The 13401-nt window shown below is 68.4% G+C and carries 14 protein-coding genes and 3 tRNA genes; 5 read left to right on the top strand and 12 right to left on the bottom strand.

The features are described from left to right. Window positions 1-179 precede the first annotated feature (179 nt). From QRO03_RS11925 to tilS, 9 genes are all read right to left on the bottom strand, one after another. Window positions 180-743: a PH domain-containing protein gene (locus tag QRO03_RS11925; protein ID WP_285137717.1), complete on the bottom strand. Its 564-nt coding sequence runs from the start codon at window positions 741-743 to the stop codon at window positions 180-182. 283 nt (window positions 744-1026) lie between these two features. After that, entirely contained in the window at window positions 1027-1512 is a 486-nt protein-coding gene (locus tag QRO03_RS11920) for a DUF3180 domain-containing protein (RefSeq protein WP_285137716.1), read from the bottom strand. Then, window positions 1509-2027: a 2-amino-4-hydroxy-6-hydroxymethyldihydropteridine diphosphokinase gene (gene folK / locus QRO03_RS11915; RefSeq protein WP_285137715.1), complete on the bottom strand. Its 519-nt coding sequence runs from the start codon at window positions 2025-2027 to the stop codon at window positions 1509-1511. Before folK ends, QRO03_RS11920 begins: the two co-directional genes overlap by 4 nt. Beyond that, window positions 2024-2392 carry a dihydroneopterin aldolase gene (gene folB / locus QRO03_RS11910; RefSeq protein WP_285137714.1) on the bottom strand — a complete coding sequence of 123 codons (369 nt, stop codon included), beginning with the start codon at window positions 2390-2392 and terminating at the stop codon, window positions 2024-2026. Before folB ends, folK begins: the two co-directional genes overlap by 4 nt. After that, window positions 2392-3183, bottom strand: coding sequence for a dihydropteroate synthase (gene folP, locus QRO03_RS11905; protein WP_285137713.1), 792 nt, complete (start codon window positions 3181-3183; stop codon window positions 2392-2394). The genes folB and folP overlap by 1 nt, the downstream gene beginning before the upstream one ends. Beyond that, window positions 3180-3767, bottom strand: a complete 588-nt coding sequence (gene folE, locus QRO03_RS11900) for a GTP cyclohydrolase I (protein ID WP_285137712.1) — start codon at window positions 3765-3767, stop codon at window positions 3180-3182. Before folE ends, folP begins: the two co-directional genes overlap by 4 nt. A gap of 6 nt (window positions 3768-3773) precedes the next feature. Next, window positions 3774-5780 carry an ATP-dependent zinc metalloprotease FtsH gene (ftsH, locus tag QRO03_RS11895; protein WP_285137711.1) on the bottom strand — a complete coding sequence of 669 codons (2007 nt, stop codon included), beginning with the start codon at window positions 5778-5780 and terminating at the stop codon, window positions 3774-3776. A gap of 144 nt (window positions 5781-5924) precedes the next feature. Next, window positions 5925-6476, bottom strand: a complete 552-nt coding sequence (gene hpt, locus QRO03_RS11890) for a hypoxanthine phosphoribosyltransferase (RefSeq protein WP_055959510.1) — start codon at window positions 6474-6476, stop codon at window positions 5925-5927. A 131-nt stretch (window positions 6477-6607) separates the two neighbouring features. Beyond that, on the bottom strand, window positions 6608-7606 hold the full coding sequence (tilS, locus tag QRO03_RS11885) for a tRNA lysidine(34) synthetase TilS (protein WP_285137710.1): 999 nt from the start codon (window positions 7604-7606) through the stop codon (window positions 6608-6610). A gap of 199 nt (window positions 7607-7805) precedes the next feature. Between tilS and QRO03_RS11880 the strand changes: the two genes are divergently transcribed. Next, on the top strand, window positions 7806-8339 hold the full coding sequence (locus QRO03_RS11880; RefSeq protein WP_285137709.1) for an inorganic diphosphatase: 534 nt from the start codon (window positions 7806-7808) through the stop codon (window positions 8337-8339). A 59-nt stretch (window positions 8340-8398) separates the two neighbouring features. Here the strand turns inward: QRO03_RS11880 and QRO03_RS11875 are convergent, their stop codons facing one another. Beyond that, entirely contained in the window at window positions 8399-9862 is a 1464-nt protein-coding gene (locus tag QRO03_RS11875) for a peptidoglycan DD-metalloendopeptidase family protein (protein ID WP_285137708.1), read from the bottom strand. Window positions 9863-10075: 213 nt separating this feature from the next. On the opposite strand from QRO03_RS11875, the gene QRO03_RS11870 reads away from it, so the two are divergent. From QRO03_RS11870 to QRO03_RS11860, 3 genes are all read left to right on the top strand, one after another. Next, window positions 10076-10148 (top strand) — tRNA-Glu (locus tag QRO03_RS11870). Between the two features lie 28 nt (window positions 10149-10176). Further along, window positions 10177-10250: transfer RNA gene (locus QRO03_RS11865), tRNA-Asp, on the top strand. Between the two features lie 64 nt (window positions 10251-10314). Next, window positions 10315-10387 (top strand) — tRNA-Phe (locus QRO03_RS11860). Window positions 10388-10852: 465 nt separating this feature from the next. Here QRO03_RS11860 and QRO03_RS11855 read toward each other — a convergent pair. Both QRO03_RS11855 and QRO03_RS11850 read right to left on the bottom strand, forming a co-directional pair. Continuing rightward, window positions 10853-11848: a DUF4365 domain-containing protein gene (locus tag QRO03_RS11855; protein WP_285137707.1), complete on the bottom strand. Its 996-nt coding sequence runs from the start codon at window positions 11846-11848 to the stop codon at window positions 10853-10855. 95 nt (window positions 11849-11943) lie between these two features. Then, entirely contained in the window at window positions 11944-12753 is an 810-nt protein-coding gene (locus QRO03_RS11850; RefSeq protein WP_285137706.1) for a TIGR02391 family protein, read from the bottom strand. Between the two features lie 184 nt (window positions 12754-12937). Here QRO03_RS11850 and QRO03_RS11845 point away from each other — a divergent pair, with 184 nt between their 5' ends. Then, window positions 12938-13378, top strand: a complete 441-nt coding sequence (locus tag QRO03_RS11845) for a zinc ABC transporter ATPase (RefSeq protein ID WP_285137705.1) — start codon at window positions 12938-12940, stop codon at window positions 13376-13378. Window positions 13379-13401 lie beyond the last annotated feature (23 nt).

The raw sequence follows: 13401 nt of genomic DNA, 5'->3' as shown, positions 1-13401 counted from the left end.
GTCGGGAGCCCGAGCTCCGTCCTGCTCCGGAGCGCCGTCCGCCGCCGGCGCACCCCCGGACGGAACGCGAGCTCCGTCACGTGCCGCGTCACCGTCGGATGAGACTCCCGATTCCCCACGCCCCGGCGCACCGTCCGTCGGGTTCGCCGCCCGCGCGCCACCGGACGCGTCCGCGTCGCTCACAGACCCGTCCGCCGCGTCTCGGCGACCGCGACGAGGGTGTCGCGCAGGTGCTCCGCCGCCTCCTGGGTGAGCCCCGGGATCGTGACCCCGGTCGACGCGGCCGCGGTCACGAGTTTGAGCTGCGCGATGCCGAAGCCGCGGTCGAGGGGGCCGTGCGTGATGTCGACGAGCTGCATGCGCCCGTAGGGCACCGCCACGACCCGCTGCCAGAGGATGCCGCGGCGGAACACGAGGTCGTCGTGCCGCAGTTGGTATCCGAACGACCGCGCCTGCCGCGGCGTGATGACGAGGCCGAACAGGGTCACGGCCAGGACGATCCCCGCGGGGATCCACTGCCACATCACGCCGGTGATCACCTGCACCGCGACGGCGACGGCGACCACGAGCAGGAAGAAGACGCCCTGGGAGATCAGCTGGACCCGCACGTAGGCGCGAGCCAGTTGGTACCACGTGCCGTCGCCGAGGGGCAGCCGGCGCTGCGAGCGCGGCTCCAGGATGCGGTCGTACGTGCGTTCGCTCAGCACGGCGCCGTCGTCGTGGGCCTCCCGTTCGCTGACCACTTCGTCGGCACCCCCACGCGGTGGAGCAAGCCGACCGGAAGCGTCGGGCGACTCACCGTCACCAACCCGCGACGGGGCACTCCAGTCGGAAGCGTCGGGCGACTCACTGCCACCAACGGGCGACGGGGCGCTCCAGCCGGCAGCGTCGGGCGACTCACCGGCACCCACACGCGGCGGGGCGAGCCGACCGGAAGCGTCGGGCGACTCACTGCCACCAACGGGCGACGGGGCGCAGCGGGAAGCGTCGGGCGACTCACCGTCGAGTGGGAGCCGGGACGTGTCGTCAGGCCTGGACGGGTCCGGTCGGGGTGTTTCCGGGGGTGTCGTCATCGTCGTCCTTCCGGATGGTGCACAGCTGCTCGGCAACGAGTCCCGCGACGACGAGGACGACGGCGCACACGAGCGTCGCGACGATCGTTCCCATCGAGCCTAGCGACGGCGTCACGGGTCGGGTCGTCAGGAACACGATCAGACCCAGCGAGAAGCCGAGAGACACCGCCCCCAACAGCGACGACGCCTTCGCCAGCATCGCGATGCGCAGAGCCTGGAAGGGGTTGATGCGCCGGGTGCCGCGGCTGCGGGTCGCCCGCCACACCGGCACAGCGAGGGCGACGATCACCGCACCGAGCAACGCGAGGATCGTCGGCAGGCTCGCAGCGGGCGAGAACGTCGCGCGTCCCATCGCGGTCAGCATGGTGTCGAGGATGAAGCCGACCGCTCCGCCGATGACGACGGCGATGGTGAGGATGCCGACTCCGGTGCGCCTCATCGTCGGAGCCCTCTCAGCAGGTCGGTGACGCGTCCGCGCCCGGGGATCTCGGCATCCGGATCCACCTGCGCCCACGGCGCGAGCACGAACTCGCGTTCATGGGCCCGGGGGTGCGGCACGACGAGGTCGTCGCGGTCGATCCTCTCGTCACCGTAGACGATGAGGTCGAGGTCGAGGGTGCGGTCATCCCACCGTTCGCGTCTCACTCGCCCGTGTCGCGCCTCTATGCGATGCAGCGACGCGAGCAGCTCGGCGGGCGCCAGTCGCGTCTGCAGCAGCGCGACGGCGTTCAGGTAGCGGGGCGCGTCCTCATCTTCGCCGTCGAGGGTCACCGCGACGGTCTCGATCGGCTCCGACACGCGCACGTCGCTCGTCAGCGCCAGACGGCTCAGCTCCTCGACCGCCGCTGCCAGCGTCTCCGCCCGCCGACCGAGGTTGGCCCCCAGGGCGACGACCGCCGCGACGGGTGTCGTCCGCGGCGCCTCGCCCATCCCGTGGGCCAGTCGCACGCTCACGGACGACTCCTCGTGATGGTCACGGCGACATCGCCGAACGGCACGGGGATCGGCGCCTGCGGCTTGTGGACGGTGATGGTCACCGCATCGACGCGGTCATCGCTCAGCACGTCGTCGGCGAGGCGCTGGGCGAGGGTCTCCAGCAGGTCGACGGGCTCGCCCGCGACGACGGCGACGAGCCGTTCCGCGAGTTCGCCGTAGTGCACGGTGTCGACCACGTCGTCGGTCTCGGCCGCACGCCGGAGCGACAGGGCGAGCACGGCGTCGACCACGAACTCCTGGCCATCGCGCTTCTCGTCGGCGTACACCCCGTGGTGGCCGAAGGCGCGCACCCCCGTCAGCGTGATGTGGTCGACGGCATCCATCAGGCCTCCCAGGCGCGGGCGACGGCGAGGGCGTCGCGGGTGGTCGGAACATCGTGCACGCGCACCGCCCACGCACCCGACCGCGCCGCGAGGGCGCTGGTGACGGCGGTGGCGAGGTCGCGGCGAGCGAGGTCGGCATCGTCGCCCAGCGCGTCGGCGAGGAACCGCTTGCGACTCGTCCCCACGAGTACGCGGTACCCCAGCCCGCCGAGTTCGGGCAGTGCGCGTAGCGTCCGCCAGTTCTGCTCGCCGCGTTTTCCGAACCCGATGCCGGGGTCGACGACGATGCGAGAGGGGTCGATCCCCGCGGCGATGGCGGCGGCGACGCGCTCCTGGAGCTCCGCCGTGACCTCGCGCCCCACATCGGAGTACTCGGCGCGCGCGTACATCTCGCTCGACGGTCCACGCCAGTGGCCCAGGGCGATGTCGGCACCACTCTCGGCGACGGCGGCGAGCATGTCGGGGTCGGCGAGCCCGCCGGAGACGTCGTTGACCAGCCGCGCACCGGCGCGCACCGCGGCGACGGCGGTCGACGCGTTCATCGTGTCGATGCTGACCGACACCCCCTCGGATGCCAGAGCCTCGACGACAGGCAGCACCCGCTGCTGCTCGACGCGGGGTGCCACCCGGTCGGCTCCGGGCCGCGTCGACTCCCCGCCGACGTCGAGCAGGTCGGCGCCCTGCTCGCGGAGGAGGCGCGCGTGAGCGATCGCGACATCGGGGTCGAGGTAGCGGCCGCCGTCGCTGAAGGAGTCGGGCGTGACGTTGACGATCCCCATGACCAGGGTCACGCGCGTGCCCCGATGAGCGCGACGAGCTCGGCGCGCGCGGCGGGCTCGGTGTAGGCACCGCGCGCCGCGATCGTCACCGTCGAGGCGTCGGGCTGACGACCGCCGCGCATGGTGACGCACTCGTGCACGGCGTCGAGCACGACGAGCACGCCGCGGGCGTCGAGGGCTGCATCGATCGCGTCGGCGATCTGCTCGCCGAGGCGCTCCTGCACCTGGGGCCGGGCGGCGAGGATGTCGATGACGCGCGGCAGGGCACCGAGCCCGACCACTTCTTCACCGGGCAGGTAGGCGACGTGCGCACGGCCGCGGAACGGCAGGAGGTGGTGCTCGCACATCGAGCGGAACGCGATGTCACGCACCATCACGGCACCGGAGGGCAGGGTGTCGGGCGCCGGTCCCCGCGACACCGAGATGGTGTGCTGGAGCGGCGATCCGGCATCCTGGCCCACGCCCCCGAAGAACTCCGCCCACGAGTCGGCCACGCGGGTCGGGGTCTGTCGGAGGCCGGGGCGATCGGGGTTCTCCCCGATCGCCTCCAGCAGCTCGCGGACGAGCGCTGCCACCCGTTCTCGATCGACGGCCACGGCGCCTCAGGCGGTGGCCGGGCGCGTCTGTCCGCTCGGACGGGGCTGCACCTGCGTCTGCGTCTGCGCCTCGGCCTCGGCCTCGGCGGAGGCGGCGATGCCGGCGGGCTCCCGACGCGGAACGTTCACCGGCGGCTGCGACGACACCGGACGATCGCCCGACGACAGCCACTGCGGGCGGGGGGTGAGGCGCTTGACGTCGGTGAAGATCTCGGCGAGCTCGTTGTGGTCGAGCGTCTCTTTCTCGAGCAGCGCCAGGGCGAGCCGGTCGAGCACCTCGCGGTTGTCGTTGATGACCTGGTACGCCTCGTTGTGCGCCTGCTCGATGAGCGCGCGCACCTGGGCGTCGACGCGTTCTGCGATGCGCTCCGAGAAATCGCGGCCGTGACCCATATCGCGGCCCATGAAGACCTCGCCCGAGGAGGAGCCGAGCTTCACCGGGCCCACCTCGTTCGTCATGCCGTACTCGGTGACCATCTTGCGCGCGATGCTCGTGGCCTTCTCGATGTCGTTCGAGGCGCCGGTGGTGGGGTCGTGGAACACGATCTCTTCGGCGACGCGGCCACCCATGGCGTAGGTCAGCTGGTCCTGCAGCTCGTTGCGGGTGATGGAGTACTTGTCGTCGAGCGGCAGCACCATCGTGTAGCCCAGCGCCTTGCCGCGCGGAAGGATCGTGACCTTCGTGACGGGGTCGGTGTGGTTCATCGCGGCCGCCGCGAGCGCGTGGCCGCCCTCGTGGTACGCGGTGATCAGCTTCTCTTTGTCCTTCATCACGCGGGTGCGGCGCTGGGGTCCGGCGATGACACGGTCGATGGCCTCGTCGAGGGCGCGGTTGTCGATCAACTGCGCGTTCGATCGCGCGGTGAGCAGGGCCGCCTCGTTGAGCACGTTGGCCAGGTCGGCGCCGGTGAACCCGGGGGTCTTTCGCGCGACGACCTCGAGGTCGACGGAGTCCGACAGCGGCTTGCCGCGACCGTGCACCTCGAGGATGCGCTGGCGCCCCTTGAGGTCGGGTGCGTCCACGCCGATCTGGCGGTCGAAGCGGCCCGGGCGCAGCAGCGCGGGGTCGAGGATGTCGGGGCGGTTGGTCGCCGCGATCACGATGACGTTGACCTTCGGGTCGAAGCCGTCCATCTCGACGAGCATCTGGTTCAGGGTCTGCTCGCGCTCGTCGTGGCCGCCGCCCATGCCGGCGCCGCGGTGACGACCGACGGCGTCGATCTCGTCGATGAAGATGATGGCCGGCGAGCTCTCTTTCGCCTGGTTGAACAGGTCGCGCACGCGGCTCGCACCGACACCGACGAACATCTCGACGAAGTCCGAACCCGAGATCGAGTAGAACGGCACGCCCGCCTCGCCCGCGACGGCGCGGGCCAGCAGGGTCTTACCGGTTCCGGGAGGGCCGTACAGCAGCACGCCCTTCGGGATGCGGGCGCCGACCTCTTCGAACTTCTTCGGGTCCTTCAAGAACTCTTTGATCTCGTCGAGCTCTTCGATGGCCTCGTCGGAACCGGCGACGTCCTGGAAGGTGACGGTCGGAGTCTCTTTCGTCACGAGCTTGGCGCGGGACTTGCCGAACTGCATGACCTTGCTGCCACCGCCCTGGGCGCTGGAGAGCAGCCACCAGAACAGCAGGCCGAGGAGTACGAGCGGGAGCATCAGCCCGAGGAAACCGTCGAACCAGCTGGGCCGGGGCACCACGTCGTTGAAGCCGTCGGAGGGGGCTGCGGCGTCGATGGCGTTCGCCACCTCGGTCGCGCGGGCCTGGCCGAAGTAGAACTGCACGCTGTCGGCTCCCTCGAAGGGCTCGGACAGCGTCAGATCGACGCGCTGATCGGGATCGTTCGTCACCACTTTGGTCACGGTGCTGCCCTTGAGCAGCTCCAGACCCTCCTTCGTCGACACCTGACGGGCGCCGGTGAGGTTGGAGATGAGGGAGAAACCGATGATCAGAAGCAGAACGACCAACAGAACGTAGATGATCGGGTTGCGCGTGATCTTCTTGAAATTCATGGTGGGCGAGCCCAGCCCTTTCGTGATCCTCCGCAGAAATGCGGTCGCATCAGGCTAACGTGTGCCGACTATGGCGGGCCTGTGCGTTCGTTTTGGGCGTACAGAACGCGGATGCCGTGACCTCCGCACCCGCGGAGCACCGTCTCAGGAATAGACGTGGGGCGCGAGCACCGCGACGTCGCGGAGGTTGCGGTAGCGCTCGGCATAGTCGAGGCCGTACCCGATCACGAAGTCGTTGGGGATGTCGAACCCCACGTATCGGCAGTCGACCTCGACCTTCATGGCATCCGGCTTGCGAAGGAGCGCCAGCACCTCGACCGACTCCGCGCCGCGCGAGGCGAAGTTCTCGAGCAGCCAGCTCAGGGTCAGGCCCGAGTCGATGATGTCCTCGACGATCAGCACGTGCTTGCCGGTGATGTCGGTGTCGAGGTCTTTGCGAATCTGCACCACACCGCTGGAACGGGTGCTCGCGCCGTACGACGACACCGCCATCCAGTCCATCGTGATGTGCACGGGCAGGTGCCGCGCGAAATCCGCCATGACCATGACGGCGCCCTTGAGCACACCCACGAGGACCACCTCGCGGCCCTCGTAATCGGTCACCACCTGGGTCGCCAGCTCGGCGAGCTTTTCGTGGATCTGCTCCTCGGTGAGGAGGACTTCGCTGATGTCGTCGGAGATGTCGGCCGCGCGCATCCGTCGAGTCTACGTCGCACGCTTCCGGATGCCGCCTGATCCGGGATGCCGCGAAGCGCGGGGCACCGAGGTCGCCGCTGTCCTCCGCGTGCGGCGGCGCCCGTGTGCGGGCACCCCTCCGACGCGGATGATCAGGATGCCGCGCGCGCGACGATCTCGATCCGGTTCCCCACCCGGCGGGCGAGGCACGAGGGCAGGTCGATCGGCCCCTGACCGCGCCACTCGACGGCGAGGCGGCCGACCTCGAGTGTCTGCGATCGCGTCAGCGAGACGCCGAACTCGCTCTCGACGACGAAGCGGATGATGCGGTTGCGCAGCGCCGCGGGATTGGCCGCCAGCGCGGGGGCCGAGATCGAGATGCCGGCCTCGGCGTGCTCGACGATGTCCTCGATGGTCTCGTCGATCATGTCCTGAAACGCCGCCGCATCCTCGCGCAACTGCTCGGCCGTCCGCGCGAGCGCCTCGGCGACCCCGGGGCCGAGCTCGGCCTCGAGCACGGGCAGGACGCGCTCGCGCACGCGCACCCGGGCGAAGGCCGGATCGGCGTTGTGGGGGTCAGACCACGGCGCGAGCCCCTGCGCGTGGCACGCGGCGACGGTCGTGCGCCGACGGATGCCGAGCATCGGTCGCGCCCACCGCGGCCCGGTGGCATCCCGCCGCTCCGCGGGCATGCCGGCCAAGCTCAGCCCGCCCGAGCCGCGCGCGAGGCCCAGCAGCACCGTCTCGGCCTGGTCGTCGAGGGTGTGACCGAGCAGCACGAGGTCGGCGCCGATGTCGGCCGCCGCGCGGGCCAGCGCCTCGTAGCGGGCGCGACGCGCCGCCGCTTCGGGGCCGTCCTGGGCGTCCACCTCGACCCGCACGACCCGGGCCGTGAGCCCGAGCGACGCCGCCGCGGCCGCCGCCTCGGCAGCGACGGCATCCGATCCCTCCTGGAGTCCATGGTCGACGACCACCGCTTCGGCGGGGATGCCGCGACGCGACGACTCGAAAGCGGTCGCCGCCGCGAGCGCGAGGGAATCCGCCCCGCCCGAGAGTGCGACGACGACGGGGCCGTCCTCCGTGTCGAGCGTCGCCCGCACGGCGCGGCGCACCTCGGCGACGGACGGGTCGAGTCCGGGACGGTGATCCATCCCCCCACGGTATTCGTCATCGGCGGCGGCGCTCCCCCGCCCCCGACACGACGCAGGAGATCTGCGACGCGACCGGCGTGATCCGCAGCGGCAACTCGGGGTCACCGCCCCGACTCGTGCATCGTGTCGGCGTGCATGGCCGTGGCGGCCTCCCGGATAGGCTGAGCGCGGAAAATCCACAGACTTAAGGAGCACGAGTATGGGCGCGTACGACGCCGTCATCGAGATCCCGCGCGGCAGCCGCGTGAAGTACGAGGTCGACCACGGCACCGGCCGCGTCTACCTCGACCGCATCCTGTACACGGTGTTCGGCTACCCGGCCAACTACGGCTTCTTCGAGAACACCCTCGGCGAAGACGGCGACCCGCTCGACGTGCTCGTGCTGCTCGACCGCGAACTGCACCCCGGCATCCTGGCCAAGGTCCGCCCCGTCGGCGTGCTGAAGATGAGCGACGAAGCCGGCGGCGACGACAAGGTCGTGGCCGTGCTCGCGAAGGACCCGCGCTGGGACCACATCCAGGACGTCGGCGACATCGACGAGTGGACCAAGAAGGAGATCACGCACTTCTTCGAGCACTACAAAGACCTCGAGCCCAACAAGTGGGTCAAGGTCGACGACTGGGCGGATGCCACCGAGGCCGAGCGTCTCGTCAGCGAGGCCTTCACGCGCTTCGACGAGCACGACGCCCAGACCAAGACGCAGGGTTCCGGCGAGGCACCCAACACGCTCTGACGCGGCCCGTACGACGAGAACCCCCGGTCGATCGACCGGGGGTTCTCTCGTGCGCCGACTCAGACGTTGACGCCGCGATCGCGCAGCCAGGGCGCGGGATCCGTGGTGCCGCCCCACGGCGGGTAGACCTCGAAGTGCAGGTGGCAGCCGAAGGAGTTGCCCGTCTGCCCGGTCGCGGCGATCTGCTGACCGGCCTCGACGCGCTGACCGTACGAGACGTAGATGCCGCCGTCGACGATGTGGCCGTAGCCGGTGCCCGAGCCGTCGTCGTGGGCGATGCGGATGTAGTTGCCGAACCCGCCGTTGTAGCCGGCGTAGGTCACCCGACCCGCGGATGCCGCGTAGATGGGCGACCAGCAGCTCGCGCCGAAGTCGAGTCCGAGGTGCCACGAGCTGGCGCAGTAGCTGCCGTTGCACTGGCTCGAGCGGGGACCGTAGCCCGACGACGTGTACGCCGAGGAGGGTCGTGCCCAGCCGCCGCCGCTGACGCTGCCGCCACCGCCACCGCCGCCGCTGCTCCCGCCACCGCCGCCGCTGCTCCCACCACCGCCGCTGCTTCCGCCGCCGCCACCGCTGTTGCCGGCGGCGCGGGCCTCCGCTTCGCGCTGACGGCGTGCACGCTCTTCCGCGTCGCGTGCGGCGGCTTCCTCGCGCGCACGACGCTCACGCTCTTCACGGGCCTTGCGCTCGGCCTCGACGCCGGCCTGATAGTCGGCGACCGTCTTGGCCGTGGTGTCCTGCAGGGCGGCGAGCTGCGCCTCGAGCACGGACTGGTTGGCCTGCTGGGCCGCGAGGGCCTCCTGTGCCGCCTGGGCGGCCTGCTGGGCCGCCGCCATCTTCTCTTCGGCGATGACACGCAGGCGCTCGCGCTCGGCGGTCGCGTCATCGGCCTGGCTGCTGAGGTTCTTGGCGTTGTCGCGCGCCGCCACCGCCGCGGCGTAGACCGAGCGGTTGCGCTCGAGCAGCTTGTCCATCGTGCCGAGCTTGGCGAGCAGGTCGTCGGCCGATGCGGCCGAGCCCGAGAAGAAGAGGTCGAGCGAGGTGTCATCGCCGCCGGAGCGGTAGAGCTGGGCGGCGACCTTGCCGGCCTTGTTCGCCGCGTCGGTGGCGCGGTTCGCTTCGGCGTCGGCCTGCTGGCGCAGCAGCTGCGCGCGGTAGTCGGCGTCCTGGTAGGCCTGCTGCGCGGCGAAGTACTCGTCGGAGCGCGCGCGCACCTCGGCCTGCGTGCGCTCGACCTCGGACTGCAGCCCCTGGATGAGGCCCTGGATACGCGTAATCTCGGCGGCCTTCGCCGATTCGTTCGCGCGCGCGGCTTCGACGTCGGCCCACGAGGGGTAGTCGGCGGCCATCGCGGGAGAGCCGAACCCGGATGCCACGGAGCCGAACGCTCCGAGCGCGACGGCACCGAAAGCCCCGATCTTCAGGGCGCTGCGGCGGTCGAACGACGGCCACAGGCGCCGCTGCTCACTCGCCGTGGGCGCGCAGCCGCAGTCTTCGGGGGGTTCGGGGCGCTCGAGCGTCACGGGATTACCTCATCTCACCGGTCGCAACTCGGCCCACAGTAGCAACACGAGTCACAGACACAACAGGGCGAATCCCCTTGCCGACTACTGATTCTCTGCCCCCGACACGCGCGAGCGTCGGACGCCACGCCCCCGATTGGCAATCTCGAAAGATGTGAAGTAGGCTCGGTCGTCGGCAAGCGAGGTTGAAAACGCAAGGATTCGACCTCATCCGGCCCCATCGTTTAGCGGCCTAGGACACCGCCCTTTCACGGCGGCAGCACGGGTTCGAATCCCGTTGGGGTCACTTTCCGGTGGAACAACTAAATACGCATGGCCCTGTAGCGCAGTTGGTTAGCGTGCCGCCCTGTCACGGCGGAGGTCGCGGGTTCAAGTCCCGTCAGGGTCGCTCCATAGCGACGGGCCTTCTTTCGGGAAGGCCCTTCGTCTAGGAAGCGGCAGACATGTCGCTCGGCTCTGTAGCTCAGTTGGTAGAGCGCACGACTGAAAATCGTGAGGTCACGGGATCGACGCCCGTCGGAGCCACACGGATGATCATTACGTCATCCCAGAAACCCTCGCCTAGCTTCTACATGGCGGGGGTTTCGCTTTGCCCTGGTGGGAGCCATTTTCTGCGGTGTACGCAAGCGGGCGAAGTCCCTGATCGTTGAGCGAGCGAAGCCAGACGAAACCCTCCGATCGGATGCCGTGATCACGCGTCGGCGTCATTTGGGCCGGTCTAGGGCCGGTTGGGACTAAGCCTAGCGACGGCGTACGCCACTCCTTCGGCGACCCAGCTGTCTGCTTCGTGGATCTGGCGTCTTCGGTCGTATCCACGCACTCCGCGGCGAGCGAGAAGGAGTCCTTACGGCCACTCGTCGCCCCGGCCGAGCAGGCAGCCGGATAGATCCAGCCGGTCAGCTTCGAGCGAAATGCATAGAGGCAAATGGAAAACGCTGCGCGATCCTGAGCCACATCGGTCGATGCGAGTTCAGAGAGGGCTCGACAGCCTTAGCTGACCTCCGGGGCGAGTAGCGGTGTGTCTCCTTCGGCGAACTCGTCCACGAGCAGGAACGCCTCGCCCAGCTGGTTCAGCTTGAGCTCGAGCCGCCAATGATCCACTTCGCCAGCCGAGTTACCGTATGGCCGCAACTCATCTTGTCGGCGAAACTCATGCCAATCTTCGAAGGACTGTGCGTAGTACACGGTGTCGTCTTCCTTGTCGTAGCGCCCTTCCTCCGCCTCGTATGCTTCATGATCTGCCTCATCATAGGTTTCCTCGTGCACGGTGACGTACGCCCAAGGCACCAACTGCGGCAACACCTCCTCATAACGCCGATACCCGGCGAGCACAGTCCATTTGCCGAGTGCTTGTCGATCCTCGTTTGCATCGTCCACCGAGACCACGGACAAGTCCCCGCGCCCCGACGTCTTGTTTACCCACTCGTCGGCTTCCAGCAGAATTCGCCGTCCAGTTCGCAGAAGATTTATCCACGGCAGTGCAAGTCGGAGTCGACGAATTCGCAGCTCGTAGGCGTCCCCCGCTGCAACCTCGGCCAGCTTGAGCATTGAGTCCTGCCCAAGGATCTGCGCCTCAGGGATGAGCAATTTTCGCCCTGCCGGTTTGCCCTTCCGTTGCTTGGTCGCAACGAGTACCTTCTCATCGACGTACTGCCAGAAGGCTTCGTCGCGCGACTCGTCGTAAAGGATCACAAGAACCGGGAGCGAGTGCTTCAGCCAGTAGTCAAGGTCGTCCGGGTCGAGGTAGAACCACCATCCACCTTCGGCCTGCTTTCTGAAGTAACTGACACCAGACTTGATCTGGAGGCCGATCAGCTTTCCGGTGACCACTTCGCCGTCGACGATCTCCAGCTGCGCGTCAATGCCGTAGTCGTCGGTGGGCTGCTCGCGAAAAATCCACCTCTTCATCCGCCGGGTCACGATCGACTGAACACCGGCGACTCCCTCGCGGTCGTGTACCGCTTGAACATCTCGAATCTTGGCCACGGCCCATCGTGGCATGAATGTGCTTACGCCGAGCAGTCCCACTATCCGCGCGGCCCCTCCATACGCCACCGCTCGCGAGCGGGCCCACATCCCGCCTATTCCGCGGCAGTCCCCTCACCGGAGACCAGTCCCGATGCAGACCGCTCGGCGATACGGAGTAGCAGGTCGGCCAGATGAATGATGTCCGCCACCTCCGTCGGATTGTCGAAGTGAACAACCCGGTGGCTTGCGGGGTTCTTGAACGCGCCGATGGTGCCCGCGTATAAGGACTGAATCGCCTGACGCTCAGCTAGAACGCCGGCGCTGGCGAGGGGCCCTGTTTCGGGAGCGAAGGCGTTCCTCATCATTACAATGCCATAGCTGTCCGGGCCGTAGTTAGCGAGATCCCTGACTCGAACTTCGACCTGATGGGTAGCCGCAAAGACTGCGGTTTGGTAGCTTCCCCGCTCAAAGAGCAGTCGGGCCTCAAGCAGCGCAGGGTGCAGATCTGCATGCAGCCGATATGCCGCTTCGGCGGGTCCGGCGTCGCCCGATTCCGCCGCCGCGCGTCCAGCTGAAGTCAGTCGATACTCGCCTGTTGCACCACTGTTCTCTGCGGCCGGGCCAAGCAAACCTCGCGACAGCAACCAGCCGAACGCGTCTGCGAGTACCTGCGAGAGGTTGAGCTCTTCGTACTCGCGAGGCATCGCCCGACGTCCCCCGATGCGCGGAACTTGTTCTCGGATGCTGGCCTCTGCGTAGGCGCGAAAGTTCGGAACTGACCACTCGTCTTTGTCCGAGTCCAGCATCGACTTTGCTACCAGCAGCCCAAGTTCCGATGGTGACATCTTGTTCAGAGCGTCGACGGCCACCGACGTAACTCCGGCCAGGGTCACCCGCATCGCTTCGTCCGTCGAATCGCCCACGCTCGTCCCATTCCCTACTCCCTGGCTTACGGGTGCCGAAGTCTACCGTCGCGCGGGGCGTTGGCATGAGTTCGGAGCATGCTCTCGCGAGTACCAGGTGCTACCCAGGCCGGGACATGGCCCAGCAGTAGACGGCTCGGGATAGAAGGTGGGAGGATTGTCGGTTCGCTATCGGGAGGTGCGCATGGACGACAAGAAACGTGACCAAGACTGGGAGCGGGTCATTCGGGAGATGATCACGGGGGCCACCGAATCGGCGCCGACCGAACCCGGCGTGTACAAGATGCCCTGCGGAGAGTGCATCGTCGACTTCTTCCTCAATGCTGAGGGTCAGGAGCGGTGGCTCGTCGCCGGCGACGCTCGCTCCTACACTCGCGAGACGGTCGCGATCGCACGTCACGGCGAGCACCCGTGGCAACGGCTCTACACCCTCGAGGATGCCGCGAAGGAGATCTTGAGGCTTGCAGAGCGCCGGAATACCGACGTCCACGCCGTCCCCGATGATTTGGTCGATGCGATTGACGGGCGGGATGCTCGGGGGGTCGCGCGGGAGCGGAGGGATATGCCAACCGAACCCCTCGGCAACCTCGCCGAACGCTTCGGTGTCGATCTCGAAGGCCTGTAGAACGACCATCGACATGGTCATTT

The organism is Microbacterium sp. lyk4-40-TSB-66, from assembly GCF_030209475.1.
Classification (GTDB): Bacteria; Actinomycetota; Actinomycetes; order Actinomycetales; family Microbacteriaceae; genus Microbacterium.
This window is presented reverse-complemented; position numbering and strand designations above follow the sequence as displayed.

Excerpts from the sequence above, each read along its gene's own strand:
- QRO03_RS11920 (WP_285137716.1), bottom strand. The coding sequence starts at position 1,512 with ATGAGGCGCACCGGAGTCGGCATCCTCACCATCGCCGTCGTCATCGGC.
- folB (WP_285137714.1), bottom strand. The coding sequence starts at position 2,392 with ATGGATGCCGTCGACCACATCACGCTGACGGGGGTGCGCGCCTTCGGC.
- ftsH (WP_285137711.1), bottom strand. The coding sequence starts at position 5,780 with ATGAATTTCAAGAAGATCACGCGCAACCCGATCATCTACGTTCTGTTG.
- hpt (WP_055959510.1), bottom strand. The coding sequence starts at position 6,476 with ATGCGCGCGGCCGACATCTCCGACGACATCAGCGAAGTCCTCCTCACC.
- tilS (WP_285137710.1), bottom strand. The coding sequence starts at position 7,606 with ATGGATCACCGTCCCGGACTCGACCCGTCCGTCGCCGAGGTGCGCCGC.
- QRO03_RS11880 (WP_285137709.1), top strand. The coding sequence starts at position 7,806 with ATGGGCGCGTACGACGCCGTCATCGAGATCCCGCGCGGCAGCCGCGTG.
- QRO03_RS11845 (WP_285137705.1), top strand. The coding sequence starts at position 12,938 with ATGGACGACAAGAAACGTGACCAAGACTGGGAGCGGGTCATTCGGGAG.